At 73.2% G+C, this 17,357-nt stretch carries 22 protein-coding genes; 14 read left to right on the forward strand and 8 right to left on the reverse strand.

What is annotated here, in order from left to right; genetic code table 11:
• Positions 1–25: 25 nt before the first annotated feature.
• The 6 genes from metF (at position 26) to ACIPXM_RS01010 (ending at position 4,693) form a co-directional block, all read left to right on the forward strand.
• Complete coding sequence (gene metF / locus ACIPXM_RS00985; RefSeq protein WP_401650326.1) at positions 26–898, forward strand: methylenetetrahydrofolate reductase [NAD(P)H]; 873 nt, start codon at positions 26–28, stop codon at positions 896–898.
• Between the two features lie 22 nt (positions 899–920).
• Positions 921–2,312 carry an adenosylhomocysteinase gene (gene ahcY, locus ACIPXM_RS00990; RefSeq protein WP_401652416.1) on the forward strand — a complete coding sequence of 464 codons (1,392 nt, stop codon included), beginning with the start codon at positions 921–923 and terminating at the stop codon, positions 2,310–2,312.
• Between the two features lie 133 nt (positions 2,313–2,445).
• Complete coding sequence (locus ACIPXM_RS00995) at positions 2,446–3,069, forward strand: maleylpyruvate isomerase family mycothiol-dependent enzyme (protein ID WP_401652418.1); 624 nt, start codon at positions 2,446–2,448, stop codon at positions 3,067–3,069.
• 283 nt (positions 3,070–3,352) lie between these two features.
• On the forward strand, positions 3,353–3,634 hold the full coding sequence (locus tag ACIPXM_RS01000; protein ID WP_401650329.1) for an antibiotic biosynthesis monooxygenase: 282 nt from the start codon (positions 3,353–3,355) through the stop codon (positions 3,632–3,634).
• A 67-nt stretch (positions 3,635–3,701) separates the two neighbouring features.
• Positions 3,702–4,070 carry a DUF2087 domain-containing protein gene (locus ACIPXM_RS01005; protein ID WP_401650332.1) on the forward strand — a complete coding sequence of 123 codons (369 nt, stop codon included), beginning with the start codon at positions 3,702–3,704 and terminating at the stop codon, positions 4,068–4,070.
• Entirely contained in the window at positions 4,067–4,693 is a 627-nt protein-coding gene (locus tag ACIPXM_RS01010; RefSeq protein WP_401650335.1) for a LysE family transporter, read from the forward strand. Before ACIPXM_RS01005 ends, ACIPXM_RS01010 begins: the two co-directional genes overlap by 4 nt.
• A 78-nt stretch (positions 4,694–4,771) precedes the next feature.
• Here ACIPXM_RS01010 and ACIPXM_RS01015 read toward each other — a convergent pair whose 3' ends face one another.
• The 5 genes from ACIPXM_RS01015 to ACIPXM_RS01035 all read right to left on the reverse strand — a co-directional run bounded on the left by ACIPXM_RS01015 (position 4,772) and on the right by ACIPXM_RS01035 (position 8,099).
• The gene (locus ACIPXM_RS01015; RefSeq protein WP_401650338.1) at positions 4,772–4,990 is read right to left on the reverse strand and encodes a type II toxin-antitoxin system VapB family antitoxin; all 219 of its coding nucleotides are present in this window, start codon (positions 4,988–4,990) and stop codon (positions 4,772–4,774) included.
• Positions 4,991–5,187: 197 nt separating this feature from the next.
• The gene (locus tag ACIPXM_RS01020; protein WP_401650341.1) at positions 5,188–5,616 is read right to left on the reverse strand and encodes a RidA family protein; all 429 of its coding nucleotides are present in this window, start codon (positions 5,614–5,616) and stop codon (positions 5,188–5,190) included.
• An 83-nt stretch (positions 5,617–5,699) separates the two neighbouring features.
• A complete protein-coding gene (locus tag ACIPXM_RS01025) occupies positions 5,700–6,272 on the reverse strand; it encodes a dihydrofolate reductase family protein (RefSeq protein WP_401650343.1) in 573 nt (190 codons plus the stop codon).
• Positions 6,273–6,388: 116 nt separating this feature from the next.
• Positions 6,389–7,798 (reverse strand): FAD-binding oxidoreductase, encoded by a 1,410-nt coding sequence (locus ACIPXM_RS01030; RefSeq protein WP_401650345.1) that lies wholly within the window; start codon positions 7,796–7,798, stop codon positions 6,389–6,391.
• 64 nt (positions 7,799–7,862) lie between these two features.
• Positions 7,863–8,099: a hypothetical protein gene (locus ACIPXM_RS01035; RefSeq protein ID WP_401650348.1), complete on the reverse strand. Its 237-nt coding sequence runs from the start codon at positions 8,097–8,099 to the stop codon at positions 7,863–7,865.
• Between the two features lie 115 nt (positions 8,100–8,214).
• Here ACIPXM_RS01035 and ACIPXM_RS01040 point away from each other — a divergent pair, with 115 nt between their 5' ends.
• Both ACIPXM_RS01040 and ACIPXM_RS01045 read left to right on the forward strand, forming a co-directional pair.
• The gene (locus ACIPXM_RS01040) at positions 8,215–8,661 is read left to right on the forward strand and encodes an SRPBCC domain-containing protein (protein ID WP_401650351.1); all 447 of its coding nucleotides are present in this window, start codon (positions 8,215–8,217) and stop codon (positions 8,659–8,661) included.
• 80 nt (positions 8,662–8,741) lie between these two features.
• On the forward strand, positions 8,742–9,056 hold the full coding sequence (locus ACIPXM_RS01045) for an ArsR/SmtB family transcription factor (protein WP_401650354.1): 315 nt from the start codon (positions 8,742–8,744) through the stop codon (positions 9,054–9,056).
• Positions 9,057–9,132: 76 nt separating this feature from the next.
• On the opposite strand, the gene tpx is transcribed toward ACIPXM_RS01045, so the two are convergent.
• Entirely contained in the window at positions 9,133–9,633 is a 501-nt protein-coding gene (gene tpx, locus ACIPXM_RS01050; RefSeq protein ID WP_401650356.1) for a thiol peroxidase, read from the reverse strand.
• Positions 9,634–9,841: 208 nt separating this feature from the next.
• Between tpx and ACIPXM_RS01055 the strand changes: the two genes are divergently transcribed.
• Together ACIPXM_RS01055 and ACIPXM_RS01060 are read left to right on the forward strand one after the other, a co-directional pair.
• Positions 9,842–9,982, forward strand: a complete 141-nt coding sequence (locus ACIPXM_RS01055; RefSeq protein WP_401650359.1) for a hypothetical protein — start codon at positions 9,842–9,844, stop codon at positions 9,980–9,982.
• Positions 9,983–10,083: 101 nt separating this feature from the next.
• Positions 10,084–10,425, forward strand: a complete 342-nt coding sequence (locus ACIPXM_RS01060) for a DUF5713 family protein (protein ID WP_401650362.1) — start codon at positions 10,084–10,086, stop codon at positions 10,423–10,425.
• 111 nt (positions 10,426–10,536) lie between these two features.
• Here ACIPXM_RS01060 and ACIPXM_RS01065 read toward each other — a convergent pair whose 3' ends face one another.
• Complete coding sequence (locus tag ACIPXM_RS01065; protein ID WP_401650365.1) at positions 10,537–11,568, reverse strand: sporulation protein; 1,032 nt, start codon at positions 11,566–11,568, stop codon at positions 10,537–10,539.
• A 466-nt stretch (positions 11,569–12,034) separates the two neighbouring features.
• Between ACIPXM_RS01065 and ACIPXM_RS01070 the strand changes: the two genes are divergently transcribed.
• Together ACIPXM_RS01070 and ACIPXM_RS01075 are read left to right on the forward strand one after the other, a co-directional pair.
• Positions 12,035–12,646 carry a GNAT family N-acetyltransferase gene (locus ACIPXM_RS01070; RefSeq protein ID WP_401650368.1) on the forward strand — a complete coding sequence of 204 codons (612 nt, stop codon included), beginning with the start codon at positions 12,035–12,037 and terminating at the stop codon, positions 12,644–12,646.
• Positions 12,647–12,780: 134 nt separating this feature from the next.
• On the forward strand, positions 12,781–13,398 hold the full coding sequence (locus ACIPXM_RS01075) for a GNAT family N-acetyltransferase (RefSeq protein ID WP_401650371.1): 618 nt from the start codon (positions 12,781–12,783) through the stop codon (positions 13,396–13,398).
• A 14-nt stretch (positions 13,399–13,412) separates the two neighbouring features.
• On the opposite strand, the gene ACIPXM_RS01080 is transcribed toward ACIPXM_RS01075, so the two are convergent.
• Positions 13,413–14,222, reverse strand: a complete 810-nt coding sequence (locus tag ACIPXM_RS01080; RefSeq protein WP_401650373.1) for a PIG-L deacetylase family protein — start codon at positions 14,220–14,222, stop codon at positions 13,413–13,415.
• Positions 14,223–14,391: 169 nt separating this feature from the next.
• Here ACIPXM_RS01080 and asnB point away from each other — a divergent pair, with 169 nt between their 5' ends.
• On the forward strand, positions 14,392–16,272 hold the full coding sequence (gene asnB / locus ACIPXM_RS01085) for an asparagine synthase (glutamine-hydrolyzing) (RefSeq protein WP_401650376.1): 1,881 nt from the start codon (positions 14,392–14,394) through the stop codon (positions 16,270–16,272).
• Positions 16,259–17,236, forward strand: a complete 978-nt coding sequence (locus ACIPXM_RS01090; RefSeq protein ID WP_401650379.1) for a PrpF domain-containing protein — start codon at positions 16,259–16,261, stop codon at positions 17,234–17,236. Before asnB ends, ACIPXM_RS01090 begins: the two co-directional genes overlap by 14 nt.
• Positions 17,237–17,357 lie beyond the last annotated feature (121 nt).

Raw genomic sequence — 17,357 nt, forward strand, 5'->3', positions numbered from 1 at the left:
CCCGACCAGTCCGACGAGCCCCACCGTGACGGGTCCGACGGGCCCCACCTTCTCGTTCGAGTTCTTCCCGCCGCGCACGGACGCGGGGGAGCGGACCCTGTGGGACGCGATCCGGCGGGTCGAGGCGCTGGCGCCGGACTTCGTGTCGGTGACGTACGGCGCGGGCGGCTCGTCCCGGGACCGGACCATCGACGTCACCCAGCGGATCGTGCGCGAGACGACCCTGCGGCCCGTCGCCCACCTCACGGCGGTGGGGCATTCGGTGGCGGAGCTGCGGGCGATCGTCGGCGCGTACGCGGACGCCGGGGTACGGGACGTCCTCGTGCTGCGGGGCGATCCGCCGGGCGATCCGCGCGGGGCCTGGACCCCGCACCCGGACGGCTTCCGGCACGCGTACGAACTGGTCGAGCTGGTCCGTTCGTTGGGCGACTTCCGGATCGGGGTGGCGGCGTTCCCCGAGGGCCATCCGCGGTCGCCGGACCCGGCGAGCGACCTGGAGTTCTTCGTGGCGAAGTGCCGGGCGGGCGCGGACTACGCCATCACGCAGATGTTCTTCGACCCGGAGGACTATCTGCGGCTGCGGGACCGGGTCGCCGCGGCCGGCTGCGAAACGCCGATCATCCCGGAGATCATGCCCGCCACCGACGTCCGCCAGATCCGCCGCTTCGCCGAGCTGTCGGACGCCGCCTTCCCCGAGGACCTGGCGCACCGCCTGGAGGCGGCGAAGGGCGACCCGGCCGCCGCGTACCGGACCGGGGTGGCGCACGCGACCGCGATGGGCCTGCGGCTGCTCGCCGAGGGCGCGCCGGGCCTGCACTACATCACGCTCAACAAGAGCACCGCAGCCCTCGACATTCACCGAACGATCCAAGCCTCAAGGAGCCTCGCACGTGTCTGAGTCCACCGAGTCCACCGAGTCCATCGAGTTCACGGATTTCAAGGTCGCCGATCTGTCGCTCGCCGCCTTCGGGCGGAAGGAGATCACGCTCGCGGAGCACGAGATGCCCGGCCTGATGTCGATCCGGCGTGAGTACGCCGAGACGAAGCCGCTCGCGGGTGCGCGGATCACCGGCTCCCTGCACATGACCGTACAGACCGCCGTCCTCATCGAGACCCTGGTCGCGCTCGGCGCCGAGGTCCGCTGGGTGTCGTGCAACATCTACTCCACCCAGGACCACGCCGCCGCGGCGATCGCGGCGGCGGGCATCCCGGTGTTCGCCTGGAAGGGCGAGACCCTTCAGGAGTACTGGTGGTGCACGGAGCAGGCGCTGACCTGGCCCGGCGGGCAGGGCCCGAACATGATCCTCGACGACGGCGGTGACGCGACCCTCCTCGTCCACAAGGGGGTGGACTTCCAGAAGACGGGCCGCCTGCCCGAGGCGGAGAACGAGGAACTGGCCGTCGTGCGCGCCCTGTTGGAGAACAGTGGTCTGGACTGGTCGGCGATGGCCGCGGAGATCCGGGGCGTGACGGAGGAGACCACGACCGGTGTCCACCGCCTCTACGAGATGCACGAGGCCGGGGCGCTGCTGTTCCCGGCGATCAACGTGAACGACGCCGTGACGAAGTCGAAGTTCGACAACAAGTACGGCTGCCGCCACTCCCTCATCGACGGCATCAACCGCGCCACCGACGTCCTCATCGGCGGCAAGACGGCCGTCGTCTTCGGCTACGGCGACGTCGGCAAGGGCTGCGCCGAATCCCTGCGCGGCCAGGGCGCCCGCGTGATCGTCACCGAGATCGACCCGATCTGCGCCCTCCAGGCCGCCATGGACGGCTACCAGGTCGCCACCCTCGACGACGTCGTCGAGACCGCCGACATCTTCATCACCACCACCGGCAACAAGGACATCATCATGGCGTCCGACATCGCCCGGATGAAGCACCAGGCGATCATCGGCAACATCGGCCACTTCGACAACGAGATCGACATGGCCGGCCTCGCCACCACCCCCGGCATCGTCAAGGACGAGGTCAAGCCCCAGGTCCACACCTGGACCTACCCCGACGGCAAGGTCGTCATCGTCCTCTCCGAGGGTCGCCTCCTCAACCTCGGCAACGCCACCGGCCACCCCTCCTTCGTGATGTCGAACTCGTTCGCCGACCAGACCCTGGCCCAGATCGAACTCTTCGCGAAGAACGCCGACTACCCCATCGGCGTCCACACCCTCCCCAAGCACCTGGACGAGAAGGTCGCCCGCCTCCACCTCGCCGCACTCGGCGTGAGGCTGACGACCCTGCGCCCCGAACAGGCCGCCTACATCGGCGTCCCGGTCGAGGGCCCCTACAAGCCGGACCACTACCGCTACTGAGGCCGACGTGTGCAGCGAATGTCCCAGATACCGCCCCACCGCGTGCTCCCCCACCTGCCCCACCTCCTGCTCCCCGACCTGCCCCACCGGATGCCCCGAGCAGGCACCCCGTGACCCGTGGCTCCCCGACCGGCTGCTGCGCACCGAACGGGACCTGCTGATGCCGCTGCTGCGGCGGATGCCCGAGGAGGCGTACGCGCTGCGCACCGCCTGCCCCGGCTGGACCGCCCGGCAGGTCGTCGCGCACTGCGGGGCCGCGCTCGTCAGGATCGTCGAAGGGCGCCTGGAAGAAGGCGTGTTCCTCCCCGAGGCCAACGCCTGCGACGTGGCCGAGCGCGAGCACTGGCCGCTCGACCGGGTCCTCGACGAGCTGGAGCGCGGCTTCGGCGAGGCCGGTCCCGTCATCGCCGAACAGGAGGACGGCCGGCTCGACGCGGTCGCCCTCGGCGAATGGGTGCACGCCGGGGACGTGCGCGAGGCGTTCGGCGAGCCCGGCGCCTACTGCGGCCGGGCGCTCGACCTGGCCCTGCCGCTGCTGTCCGTCACCAGCCGCCGCCGGGAGACCCCGCGCCTGGTCGGCACGCTCGCCGACCGGGGCGGCGAGGTCGCCCTCGGCAACGAGATCGAGGGGCGCGCCCCGGCCCGCTTCCACGGGGACGCGGCGACCCTGATCCGGATCTACTCGGGCCGCCCGCTGGTCAGGACCCGTTACGAGCTGACGGGCGCCACCGAGCAGGAACTGCTCATCTACCGCTAGCGCTCCCCCCAACCCCCCACCCGGCACCACCGCGGCGGGCCCCGGTCCTCAAGGACCGGGGCCCGCGCCTTTCCCACGCGCGGCCCGACGACACCCTCTCCTTCCGCGAGCTGTACGAGGGCGCCGCCGTCCTCGCGTCCTCCTACCGGCTGGGGAGGTGGCGGGGCGGTCGCTCGTTCGGCCCCGGCCGTGCTGCGGGCCGGGGTCCCGGCTGATGTGCTGACCGGGATCCCGGCCCGGCCGGGAGCAGACCCCGACCCCTCCTCCGTACGGGAGCGCCACCATGGCCGTCATCGTCACCGTCGAGATCCCCGGCGGCACCGAAGAGCTCTACCGCCGCACCAACGCGCGGATCACCGAAGCGCCCTGGTACCCGATGCCGGGCTTCCTCGCGCACGCGGCGGGCCCGGACGGGACCGGCGGGTGGCGGGTGATCGACTTCTGGGAGTCGGCGGAGGCGTTCGAGGCGTTCGTGGCGCGGGCGACGCCGATCTTCCAGGAGGAGGGGATGCCGCCGATCCTGCCGAGGATCGACGAGGCCGTGACCGTGACCGTGGCGCGGTGAGCCACAGGGTGGGGGCGGGCCGAAAACCCGTTGCGCGGGGGCGGCGCGCGGCGCGATTTTGTACGGCATGACCTCAGCCGAAGCCGAAGCCGAATCCGCCACGCCTGCCGGCACGCCTGCCGCCGGGCCCGCCGCCGCGCCGGGGCCCGCCGTGCGTGACCTGTTCTCCGCCGACGGCCGCCTGAAGGCCGTCCCGCGCCGCCCCGCCCGCCGGGCCGCGCTGCTCGACCACCTCGCCGGGACGCTGTTCGCGCCGGACACCGTGTACACCGAGCGCGAGGTCAACGAGGCGCTGAAGTCCGTGCACGCGGACTTCCCGGCGCTTCGCCGCTATCTGGTGATCGGCGGGCAGCTGGCCCGCACCAAGGACGGCGCCGCCTACCGCCGACAGCAGCAGCCCGGCGTCCCCGCAGGAGCGACCGCCTCCGTCGCGTGATCGCCGCGGCGGTGGCCGGCCTGCTGGCCGGCTACGGCATCGCGATCCCGGTCGGCGCGGTCGGCGCGTACCTGGTGGCGGTGACCGCCCGTACGGGCTGGCGCACCGGCGCCGCGGCGGCGCTCGGCGTGGCGACGGCCGACGGCCTGTACGCGGTCCTCGCGGTGGCGGGCGGCTCGGTCCTGGTGCCGCTGCTCACCCCGGTGACGACGCCGCTGCGCTGGGTCTCGGCGGCGGTCCTGCTGTTCCTCGCCGCCCGCGCGGCCCACTCCGCGCTGCGCGCCCACCGCTCGGGCACCCTCGCCTCCCGCGACGACGGCTCACCGGGCCCGGGCCCGCTGCGCGCGTACCTCACCTTCCTCGGCATCACCCTGCTGAACCCGATGACGGTGATCTACTTCGCGGCCCTGGTCCTGGCCACCGGCCCGGACACCCCCACCACCCCCGCGACCCGCCTGGTCTTCGTCCTGGCGGCCCTGCTGGCCTCCGCCTCCTGGCAACTCCTCCTCGCCACCGGCGGCACCCTCCTCTCCCGCACCCTGACCGGCCCGCGCGGGCGGTTGGCGACGACGCTGGCGTCGAGCGCGCTGATCGCGGTGCTGGCGGTGCGGTTGGTGGGGTGAGGGGCCCGCGCGGCGGGCGGAACTCCCGGGCGGGGCCCGGCCGAACGCCCGACTCGGCCGACGCGTCGGCCGGGTGGCTCATCGGCGGGAGCGCTCCCGCTCGGCCAGGAACCCGAAGCCGAGGAAGTCCTCGGCGTTGTCCTGGAGCCAGCGGAGCGCCCGCGCACGATCGTCCGCGCTGATCGCGGCTGCCATGGTCAGGGCCCGATTGACGGTGTCGCGTTCGGTCTTGGTGCCGAGCCGACGCCGGGCCCGGGCGAGCAGGACGTCGTCGACATCGATCGGGATCTTGGACATGTGCCCCTCCAGGGCCGCGCGTGCATCCGTCCGCGTCGACCATGAGTCGACTATGCATGGACGCTGTCCCTGGCGTCCGCCCTTCGTGAGGACTCCCGCTGATCCTCGGCGCGCGGGATTCTCGGCGCGCGGGACGCTTCCCGGGGCGGCCACCCCGAGTCGGGGGCGCGGAGGGCGGGGGCGCGGAGGCCGGGGGGCTACTCGCTTCGCTCGGGGACGATCGCGAACGCCTCGACCTCAAGGAGCAGTTCGGGCTTGAACAGGGCCGCCACCTGGACCGCCGAGGAGGCCGGGAGGCGGTCCGCCGGGATCACCGCGTCGCGGGCCTCGCGGATCGCGGGGAGGTGGGCGACGTCGGTGACGAAGTACGTCAGCTTCACCACGTCGTCGAAGCCCGCACCCGCCGCCGCCAGGCACCGGCGCAGGTTCTCGAACACCTGCCGGGCCTGCGCGGCGGCGTCGCCCGCGCCGACCAGTTCGCCGTTCTCGTCGAAGGCGCACTGCCCGGACACGGCGACGAACCGCCCGGTGCCCCAGACGACATGGTGGTACCCGGCGCCGGGGGCGACGCCCTCGGGCGCCGTGACGCGGGTGAGGTGCTGCCGGCTGTCGGATGAGCTGCTCATGGCCTGATCCTGCCCGCAGCCGCCCCCACCTGCCAACCAAGATCGACTGCGGGCCGCCAGGCCCGGTCAGGTCAGGTCGTGGGCTACCGCACCACGTCGAAGACCTGCTTCTGCAGCCCGTTCGGGTACGCCTCGCTCTCCACCAGCTTCAGCTTCTGCACGTCCTTGTCGGTCGTGCTGAACAGCCGCTTGCCCGCGCCGAGCAGCAGCGGGAACACCAGCAGGTGGTAGCGGTCGATCAGGCCCGCGTCCGACAGGGCCTGGTTCAGCGTGGCGCTGCCGTGGACGATGATCGGGCCGCCGTCGGTCTCCTTCAGGGCGGCGACCTCGTCGAGCGTGCGCAGGATCGTGGTGTCGCCCCAGTCGGAGACCAGGTCGTCCTCGCCGAGCGTGGTGGAGACGACGTACTTCGGCATCAGCTTGTAGTCGGCGAAGTCCGCCATGCCCGGCCACACCGGGCTGAACGCCTGGTAGCTGACCCGCCCGAGCAGCATCGCCGTCGCCTCCTTCTGCTCCCGGCCCTTGATCTCGAAGGCTTCGGGGAGGAAGTCGGTGTGCTTGAAGGTCCAGCCCGCGTTGCGGTAGCCGGGCTCGCCGCCGGGGGCTTCGACGACGCCGTCGAGCGAGATGAAGGCGGTGCTGATGAGCGTACGCATGGGTGTTCTTCCTCGTCGGTCGCAGGAGCCCGGGCTTCGCCGCCGGACGGTTCCATGGTCATGGACCGGTCGCGCCACCGGAACTCATCGCCGCACCGGATCTCATGGTTCTTCCACTACGGGGCGATGTTCTGGTTGTGGTGGAAGACGTTGTCGGGGTCGTACGTCCGCTTCACCTCCCGCAGCCGGTCGTAGTGGCCCCGGTAGGTGTCCCGCACCCGGCCCTCGCCCTCCTCCTCGCCGAGGAAGTTCACGTACGCGGCGCCCATGGACTGCGGATGCAGCGCGCTCCAGTAGTCCCGGGCCCAGGCGCGGACGGCGTCCGCCTCGGCGGGCTCGGTGCCGATGCCCGCGATGACCCCGGACCAGACGGCGTCGCGGTAGGCCCAGGCGGTGTCCATCGGCCCGGTGCGGCGGGTCGCGCCGTCCACCGGGTAGAGGTGCATGGTCGACAGCTCGGTCGGCATCCGCTCAAGGAACTCGCGGTGGGTGTCGACGGCGTCGTCCGTGATGCGGTCGAAGAGGTCCCCGCGCCAGTACCACTGCAGGCCCTTCGGGATCAGCTCGTCGAACATGGCCTGGAGCGCGGGGTACGGGATCGGCGTGGCGAAGTGGAAGGCGGGCGGCCCCGGTTCGGCGACCGGCGCGAGCGCCTCGGCCAGGCTCTCCTCGTCGGTCGGGCCGGTCAGGCACCACACCACCCCGCACATCTTGCGGTGGTGCAGCTCCTCGGGGAACGGGGGCCCCGGCGCCACGGTGAGGACGGCGAAGAAGCCGTTGACGTCCTCGGGCGCGTTCGGCAGGAACTCCCGGTACCAGCGCAGCACGTGACCGATCCGCTCCGGCTCCCACAGGGTGACGCCGAGGCCGACCGTGTCCACCGGGTGCAGCGCGAAGCGGAACGCCGTGACGATCCCGAAGTTGCCGCCGCCGCCCCGCAACGCCCAGAAGAGGTCGGGGTGTTCGTCGGCGGACGCGGTGACCGTCGTGCCGTCGGCGAGGACCACGTCGGCGCCGGTGAGGCTGTCGACGGTGAGCCCGTACCGCCGGGTCAGATGGCCGTGTCCGCCGCCGAGCGTGAGCCCGCCGACGCCGGTCGTCGACATCACCCCGGCGGGGACGCCGAGTCCGTACCCGTGCGCCTCGTGATCGAGGTCGCCGAGCTGCGTACCGCCGCCGACCAGGGCCGTACGGGCTTCCGGGTCGACCCGCACCCAGCGCAGACCGTCCGACAGGTCCACGACCAGCGCGCCGTCGACGACGCTCTGCCCGGCGCCGCTGTGGCCGCCGCCGCGCACGCTGAGGTCCATGTCGTGGTCGCGGGCGTAGCGCAGCGCGGCCCGTACGTCCGTGGTGTCGGCGCAGCGCGCGACGACGGCCGGCCGCCGGTCGATCATCGCGTTGTAGAGCGCGCGGGCCTCGTCGTACCCGCTGTCGGCGGGGCCGATGACCTCGCCCCGCAGCAGCTCCCGCAGGTCCGCGACCGCCGTGCCGCCCGCGCCGCCGATGCCACCCGTACCGCTCATGTCCTCGCCTCCAGGCCGGGGTGCCCGGATCGTCGTCGTCCGATTCCCCAGCCCGGCGGTCGCGCTACCCCTTCAGTCTCCGCCCGGCCGGGGTGCTCCGCGAGCGCATGACGGCGGCGGTGGAGCACCAGGACATGACGGAGAGGGCGGAGCGGGCGGAGAGGAGCGATCCGACGCTGAGGAAGGACCCGACGGAGCCGATGGAGAAGGCGGAGCCGACCGATCCGATGGACATGAAGGAGCCGACGGACCCGATGGAGAGGAACGAGTCCTTGGACCAGAGGGAGAGGCTTTGAGGCATGGTCCGATGGTAGACCCGCAACCTTCAGGTTGCGGGTCCTTTTGCGACGTGCAACCCTGAAGTTGCACCACTCGGGGTCGAGCATCATCGGCATCATCGAAAAGGGAGCAGGACCATGACCGAGGACCGGATCGAGCGGGACATCCTCATCGAGGCGCCGCTCGCGCACGTGTGGACGCTGGTCGCCCAGCCCGGATTCTGGGTGGGCGAGGAGATCGACCTGCCGGGCACGGTGGCGGTGGAGGGCGAGACGACGACCGCGCGGAACGCCACGTACGGCGACTTCCCGGTACGGGTCGTGAAGACCGAACCGCCGTCCTATCTCGCGTACCGCTGGGCCAGCGCCTTCCCCGGCGAGCAGCCGGGCGACGGCAACAGCACGCTCATCGAGTTCACCCTCACGGAGGAGGGCACCGGCACCCGCCTGAAGGTGGTCGAGAGCGGCTTCGCGACCCTCGCGGGCGGGCCGGAGCTGCGCGGCCGGGCCCTGGAGGACAACACGGGCGGCTGGCAGCAGGTCTTCGACGCGTTCAAGAAGCGCGCCGAGCAGTCGGCGACGTGAGCGGGGTGGGGGCCGGGGCTGGGGCTGCGCCTGGCGGCGGGGCCGGGGCCGGTGCGGGGGCCGGGGGGCCCGAGGACCGGGTGTTCGCGGCCCTGGCGGATCCGACCCGGCGGCGGCTGCTCGACCTGGTGGCCGAGGCGGAGGCCGATGTGTCCGCCGGGGCGGCGACGGCGACGTCGCTGGCCGAGCGCCTCCCGGTCTCGCGCCAGGCGATCGTCAAACATCTGGCGGTGCTCGACGCGGCCGGCCTGGTCACCGCGGCCCGGGTGGGCCGGGAGGTCCGCTACACGGTCCGCCCGGACACGATCGACGCGACGGCCCGCCGGCTGTCGGCGCTGGCCTCGCAGTGGGACCGGCGCCTGGCGGCGATCAAACGCGCGGCGGAGGACGCCTGAGGCCGTCACGTACGCCTGAGGCCCGCCCGGCGATGCCGGACGGGCCTCAGGCCCGTGCTCCCCTTAGGGGTGGGAACTACTTGAGCGCGGAGAGCGCGGCGTCGTAGTTCGGCTCCTCGGAGATCTCGTTGACGAGCTCGGTGTGCAGGACCTTGTCGTCCTCGTCGAGGACGACGACGGCGCGGGCGGTCAGACCGGCCAGCGGGCCGTCGGCGATCGAGACGCCGTAGTCGGTGTGGAACTCGCGGCCCCGCAGGGTGGAGAGGTTCTGCACGTTCTCGAGGCCCTCGGCACCGCAGAAACGGGCCTGCGCGAAGGGCAGGTCGGCGGAGATGCACAGGACCACGGTGTTCTCGAGCTCCGACGCCTTGGCGTTGAAGGCGCGCACCGAGGCGGCGCAGGTGGGGGTGTCCACGCTCGGGAAGATGTTGAGGACCTTGCGCTGCCCCGCGAAGTCCTTCAGCGACTTGTCGGCCAGACCCTCGCCGACCAGGGTGAACGCGGGCGCCTGGCTGCCCGTGGCGGGCACGGTGCCGTCGACGGTGACGGGGTTGCCCTTGAGCGCGACCTGAGCCATGAGGAATCTCCTTCAACTGATGATGGTGACGGTGATGCTGTCGTCAGCTGCAACGCCCCCGATCGTATTCCGCCGGACGGGGGCCCCGACGCCCAGCCGCCCTCCCGCCCCTTTCCGTTCATTTCCGGTCCCGGGCAACTCAAGATCCACGGGCGGCGTCTTCAGGGACAGGAGACGCAGAGAGCGGACCGGCAGACAGGGGGACGTCATGGAGGAGCTGGCGAAGGGACTCACGTGGATCGCGCGGGGGCTCGGGGCGGCGTTCGACTTCCTGATGTCCACGGGCCCGGTCGACCCCGAGGTCCCGGAGCGCCGTCGGCGCCGCCGCCGCGGCGGCCGCAAGCGCTGATCCGCCGGGAGCTCTCCGTCGCCTCCGGGGCCGCTGTCAGTGGTGCCGTGCATGATCGGCAGATCGGCACAGCAGCGGTTCACGGAGGGCGGGGGAGTCCCATGCGCATCACCAACCAGCGGGTCGTGGAGCACGCGTTCCTGCGACAGATGTACGACGACCCGTACTTCCCGGACCCTCTGGTCGACCGGGGCCGGCTGATCCTGCTGCGGCTCTGCGCGCGCGTGGAGGCCGAGGAGCCGACGGACCTGGGCGGCCTGTACGCGCTGACCGAGGCGGCGACGGAGAGGTTCAACGCCTTGGAGGGGGAGTTCGTGGCGGCCGGGAGCGAGATCGAGACGGTCGCGCGGGAGTGCATCTGCGAGGAGTTCTGCTTCGTGGCGTCGGCGTACGGCTTCGAGGACGCGGACGCGGAGAAGCTGACGGCGGTACGAGACTGGTGACCGGCCCGGCACGGGCCGCCCGCACGGAGGCCCGCTAGCCGCCCAGTTCCTGGACGGTGACCGACCAGGGCCCGTCCGACCGGCTGCTATCGGCCTCGCACGACGTCGCGGTCAGGCCACCGCCACCGCCAGCTCCGCGCGGGTCCGGCCGATGAACTCGCCGACGGCACGGTCGTTCTTCCACGGTTCCAGACTCGCGGTGAACTCCCGGAGGTAGCCGTGGGCTCGGGTGGAGGACACGGTGCGCAGCACGTCGAGAGCGCGCGAGCCGAGGGCGAGGCTCTGGTCGAGGTCGTTGTCCTGGAGGTGGCTTCCGGCCAGGACGGCGAGGCGGATGCCGACGGCGCGGGTGAACCGGTCGGAGGGCATGGCGTCGGCCTGGGCGTTCCAGGCGAAGGCGGCACGGGGCTGGCCGAGGTCGCGGTGGATCTCGGTCGCGTCGGCCGCCAGCCGGGCGTGCGTGAAGTAGGCCAGCCATTCGGGGTCCGGGGTGCCGGGCCGGATGGAGTCGAGCAGGTTCTCCGAGGTCACGAGCGCGGCCCCGGCCGCCTTGGCGTCATCGGCACGGCCGTGGGCGCGGGCCTCGACCAGCTTGGCGAAGGCCAGGACGCGAGGCGCGGCCACCGTCCTCGCGCGCGTGTAGGCGCCTTCCGCCATGTCGGCGGCCTGCTGCGGGTAGCCCCTGAGCATCGTCTGCAGGGCCATCGTGGTGAGCACGTAACAGCCCGCCTGCACGTCGCCGGCCGCCGGGGCGAGCCGCAGTGCCTGGATGAAGTGACGCTGGGCGGCTTCGTGCTGGCCGATGTCGAACGCGGACCAGCCGACGACCCGTGACAGTTCCGCGGTGGCGGAGAACAGTTCCTTGCCGATCGCTTCGGTGTAGGTGCCGGTCAGCAGCGGAGCCGCCCGGAGGCGTAGGCATTCGGTGACGGAGCTGGTCTTCCAGTTGCCGCCGCCGAACCGTGAGTCCCACAGCCGGGCCTCGTCGGCGGCCTGCCACAGCTCGTTCAGATCGGCGCGCCCGACCTGACGGCCGCCGCGGTGGACGGTGGCGGCGTCGGCGGGCTGGGTGAGCCATCTGGTGACGGGGGTGGTGAATGCGGTGACGGCGAAGCCGTTCCGGAGGAACTTTCGGCGGTCCACGGTTCTCCAGTAGGTCGCTGCGACGCGGGACTGCGGGGGATCAGGTCAAGCTTCACCCCATTGGCGATGCTCGTATGCCCGTCTAGCGGAAGCCCGGCGGAAGCCGAGGAGGGACAGGCCGGCGGGAGCGGGGGGCGTGCAGGGGGGTGGGTTCGGGACGTGAAGCGTGATGTGTGGCGCGGGGGTTGGGCGTTCACCGTTCTTGGATGCCTGGGCCGCGACGTAAATCATGCAGTCCCGGACCCGCCCCCCGGAACGACCCCCGCGCACCCCACCACTGCTCCCCCCCCCCCCGAGCCGGAAGACCCTCGTCATCCGGAAGTCACCCGTCCACGGGGCCGCGCCCACTAGGGTCCGCCCCGTGGGGATATCGGCGCTGTGGCGGCGCGACAAGGGGCGACGCGGTGGGCCGGCCGTACCGGCCCGGTGCGGGAGCGGCCGCCATGTTCTGCGGACGGACCGGCTCGTGCTGCACACGCCGCGGGACCACCTCGACCTGCTGATCGGGTGGGTGGCGGGGGCCGACAGCGCGGCGCAGCACTGGCTGGGGGACGTGGCGCGGAAGGAGCCGGTCGATCCCCGGCAGGTCGAGACGCTGCTGCGGATCGACCGCGGCAACCGCGACAAGGTGATGCGGGCGCTGCCCGATGCGCGCCGCGCGCAGATGGCGGCGCCGTTCTGGCCGTCCGACGGCGGGCCGACGAGCCTTCTCCTGGTGGTGGAGGAGGCGACGGGCCGGGTCGCGGGGCTGAGCCAGCTCACGATCGGCACGGAGCGCGGGAACGTGATGGGCGGCTGGCTGGCCCCGGACTTCCGGGGGCGGGGGTTCGGCGCGGAGGCGGCGCGGGCGACGCTGCGGTTCGGGCACGAGCATCTGGGTCTTGAGGCGGTGCGGGCGGGCACGGACCCGTCGAACGAGGCGTCGCGGCGCGTCCTGGCGGCGACGGGGTTCGTCCCGGCGGCGGGGCCGGCCCGGCACACGCTGGCGGACGGGCGGGTGATCGACGCCCTGTGGTTCGAGCACGCCGTCGCGCGGGACGCGACCGCCCGCTGCGCGGCGGGGGCGCCCGCCCGCTGACCGGCCGCACCCCCGCGCTCCACACCCCCGCGCTCCGCACCCGTTGATCGGACGTTGAGCGTTCGTCGATCTCCGTCCGGCCTACTGGTCACCGGCCGACGGACACCGGCCGTCAGACACCGGGGGCAGGGCGCATGACCGACATCGTGACGAGCCGACTGCGGCTGCGCCGCTTCCGGCAGACGGACGCGCCCGAGCTGGCCCGCTACCGCTCCGACCCCGACGTGGCCCGCTACCAGGGGTGGCGCTCGCCGATCGACGCGCGCGAGGCGGCGGCGATCGTCGCCGGGTACCGGGCGGAACGGGCCGACGAGCCGGGCCGCTTCCAGTACGCGGTGGAGGTCCGCGGGCAGCGCACGCTCGTCGGGGACATCGCGGTGACGCGGGACGACGACTGCGGTCCGGCGGAGGCCGAGCTGGGCATCACGCTGGCGCCCGGCGTGCGCCACCGGGGGTACGCGACGGAGGCGATGAGCGCGGTGGCGCACCATCTCTTCGCGACCGGGGTACGGCGGATCGGCGCGGTCTGCCACGTCCACAACACGGCGTCGGCGGCGATGCTGGGCCGGGTGGGCTTCCGGCAGTGGGGCCGGGGGCGCCAGTACCTGGGGGAGCGGGTCGGGTACGCCGACCTGCTGCTGTTCGCGATGTCGTACGAGCAGCTGCACCGCGCCCCGTGGATGCGCCAGGACCCGCCCCCGCTCGCCCCCTGCCCGGGCGGCCTCTCCCCCGCGCGGGAGCGCGAGGCGTAGCCGTACAACACAGGTCAGTCGATGTGCACGATCTGGAACGCCTCCGCCATCCGCCCCTGCGGCAGTCCGCCCGACCGCGCGTGCTCGCTCAGCCAGTCGCGCAGCAGGCCCGCCAGGTCGTCGAAGTGCGCGGTCTGGGAGGTGTGGATGCGCAGGGCCTCCACCTTGCGGTCGAAGACCGGGGTGACGTCGACGTACTGGTTCGGGGTGGGGCCGGTCATCAGCCACAGTTCGTGGACGGTCCAGGGCTCCAGGCCCTCGTCGCGGAGCAGTTCGGGGTGGGCGAACGGGTTGCGGGCCTCGGGGTAGACGACGCGGAGGCAGGCGTCGCCGACGGCGCGGTGGTCGGGGTGGAGGTCGGCGGCGCGGGACCAGTTGATCTCGGGGGAGGGGACGATGCAGCGCTGCGGACGGACCTCGCGGACCACCCGGCACAGGTCGCGGCGGAGGTCGACGTTCGCCTCGACGAAGCTGTCGGGGTAGCCGAGGAAGCGGACGTCGGCGACGCCGCTGAGTTTCGCGGAGTGGACCTGTTCGGCGCGGCGCAGGTCCGCCATGGCCTGGCGGGGCAGCTTCGGGTCGTAGCCGCCCGCGCCGCCGTCGGTGACGATGCAGTACGTGACGCGGGTGCCGCGCTCGATCCACTGCATGACGGTGCCGCTGACGCAGAACTCGATGTCGTCCGGGTGCGCGGCCACGACCAGCAGGGATTCCGGCGCGCCGCGGTCGGGCAGGGCCGCCTCCGGCACCGCCGTGGCGGCGGCCGGCCCAGGGGGTGCCGTCGTCGTGCTCGGTTCGCTCGCGAAGTCCTCGAAGTCCTCCATGCGGCCAGCCTCTTGGCGCGGCGGAGGCGTCGCAAGGCCAACTCCTGGCGTGAACAGGACATGGCACTTACGCGCCACTCAAAAAGTTGGTAGATTCAAATCATTGGCGAGCTCATGGGTTCCAGGGATCCCATGGGGACGACGGTGCGAGCTTCGGAGGCGACGGGCAATGTGCAGAATCCTCGGCATCTTCGCCGCGGGGGCGGACCGCCCCGACCCGGCCGAACTCGCGGCGGTCTCCGCCCGCCAGCGCCACGGCGGCCCCGACGAGCACCACGTGCTCAGCGGCCGCGGCTGGGCCCTCGGCTGCGACCGGCTCGCCGTCACCGACCCCTGCGGCGGGCACCAGCCGTACCGGCTGCCGCACCTGCCCGGCATCCTCGCCGTGCTCAACGGCGAGATCTACAACCACGCCGAGCTGCGCCGCACCCTCGCCGCCCGCGGCCACCGCTTCCCCGACCGGTGCGACGGCACCGTGCTGCCCGCGCTGTACGCGGAGTACGGGGCCGGGTTCGCCGAGCACCTCGACGGCATGTTCGCCGTCGCCGTCCTCGACCTGCGGCCCGGATCCACCCAACTCGTCCTCGCCGTCGACGACATGGGCATGAAGCCCGTGCACCTCCACCACGACCCGCGCGACGGCTCGACCCGCTTCGCCTCCGAGATCCCGGCGCTGCTCGCCTTCGAGGGGGTGCGGGTCGCACCCCGCGAGGACGCCCTCGACACCGTTCTCGCCACCCGCACCTCGTTCTCCGCGCACACCGTGCTCGACGGCATCGGGGTGCTGCCGCCGGGCGCGACCGCGCTCGTACGGCCCGGGGCGGCGCCCGTCGTACGGCGCCGGGCCCCGCACGCCCCACACGCGTCGCACGCCCTGCACGCCCCGCACGCCCCGCACGCCCCGCACGCCCCATACGCGTCGCCCGCGTCCGGCCGGGCCGAGGACACCCAGGACGTGCTGCGCCACGAGGTCCGGCGGCTCGCCACCGCCGACGCGCCGGTCTGCGCCATCACCAGCGGCGGCCTCGACTCCGGCCTCGTCACGGCCCTCGCCGCCGAACACGCCCGTGAGACCGACGCGCCCCCGCTGCACACCTTCCACCTCACCTACCGGGGCAAGTGGCCCGGCTCGGAAGCCGCTTACGCGCGCGCGGTCGCCCGCCGGGCCAGGACCGTGCACCACGAGGTGACCGTCGACCCCGACGAGATCCCCTCCCTGCTGACCCGCACGGTCCGCCACCTGGGGCAGCCGAACGCGGACCCGATCGCCCTCTCCACGTACGCCCTGTTCCGCGCCGTCCGCGCGAACGGCTTCACCGTCGCGCTCACCGGCGACGGCGCCGACGAACTCTTCGGCGGCTACGACCGGATGCGGGCCGCGCTCACCGCGCCCGCCGGGGCGGACTGGGCCGGAGCGTACGCGGACGCGCTCGCGGCGGCGCCGCGGCTGCTCCGCGAGCACCTGTACACGTCCTCGTACGCCGCCTTCATCGCCGACCAGGGCTCGGCGGCCGACCGTATCGAGCAGGAACTGCGCTCGGCGGAGGCGGCCGGCACGGACCGGGCGACCGCGCTCGGCGCGTTCGAGACGCGCTGGCGGCTGCCCGCGTACCACCTGCGGCGGGTCGACCACCTGTCGATGGCCTCGGCGGTCGAGGCCCGGCTGCCGTTCTGCCAGCCGTCGGTCGTCGCGCACGCGCGCGCCCTGCCGACGACGGCACGGCAGGGCAAACGGGCACTGTACGAGGCGGGCGCCGAGCTCCTCCCGTCGGCGGTGCTGCGCCGGCCGAAGCAGCCGTTCACGCTGCCGCTCGCGGCGATGCTGGGCCCCGGCGGCCCGCTCCTCGACACCGTGCGCGAACTCCTCTCGCCGGGGCGGCTCGTGCTCGGCGGAAAGATCCGGGCGGACCGGGTGGCCCGGCTGCTCGCCCGGCACCAGGAACGGCCGAACGAGCAGATCGCGCTGACCCTTTGGGCGCTCGCGGTGCACGAGCTGTGGGGGGACGTCGTGCGCGGGATGCGGATTCCGGTGGGCTGTGCGGTGGCGTGACGAGGCCGCGCGCCCCCGGCCGCCCCACGCGCTGGTGGTACGGGCCGAGGACGCGCCGGGCCCGACCCTGGTCCTGCGCGGCGACCAACTCCCGCCCAATGCCGTCATCTTGAGCCGGGAACTCGCCGAACTCCCTCCCCCATCGTCTCCGTTCGCCCGTACGCCCGGAAAGATCGCGGTGTACGGGCCGTCCGGCCACCCCGGCGCCGACCTCGACTACCGCTTCGTCCAGGCACTGCCGGGCGGCCGCTTCGACTTCCGTACGGGCTGCGGCCACTCGCTCCTCGCCTGCGTCGTCGCCCATGGCGCGAACCGGCCACCGGCCACCGCGCGCCGCCCCCTCACCGTCCGCGCCGTCACCGTCCGCGCCGTCACCACCGGCGACCTCGTGCGCTGCCTGCCCGAACCAGCAGACGAGAGCGATGGTGAAGGCGGTGACGGCGGTGACGGCGGCGACGGCGGGGCATACACCGTCGAGTTCCTGCGCGCCCCGGACGCGCCCGGCACGCTGCCCACCGGGGAGCCGGTGACCCTGCTCGACGGGGTGCCCGTGACCCTCGTCCGGTACGGCAACCCGTACGTCCTCGTGGACGCCCGCCGCACCGCCGTCACCGAGGCGCGGCTCCTGGACCTGCGGGCCCGCGCCGCCCGGATCCTCGGCCACCCGCCCCACTCACCGCTCCCGAAGATCGCCGCCGTGCGGCGCGCACCGGACGGGGGGCTCGCCGTCCGGGCGCTGACCGTCGGCGGCTGGCACCCGCGGCTCGCGCTCACCGGGGCGGCGGCCGTCGCGGCAGCGGGCGCGATCGCGGGGACGGTCGTCGACGGGCCGGTGGCCGAGATCCGCACCCCGCAGGCGCCGGTCAGCGTGTCCGTGACCGGCGGTTCCGTGCGCGTGCACCACAAGCGGGCGCGGGTCACCGGGCGGCTCGAACTGCCCTGGCGTATCCACGCAACGGCGTGAATGCGCACCCGTTCCGGAAGGCGATCCGCACCCCACCTCTGTCACGCTGAAGTGCGACCGGCTACCGCTGTCCGTATCCGTATCCGTATCCGTATCCGTATCTGAACCCGTATCTGAACCC

Origin of the sequence: Streptomyces sp. NPDC090025, from assembly GCF_044748125.1 — a bacterium.
GTDB lineage: Bacteria > Actinomycetota > Actinomycetes > Streptomycetales > Streptomycetaceae > Streptomyces.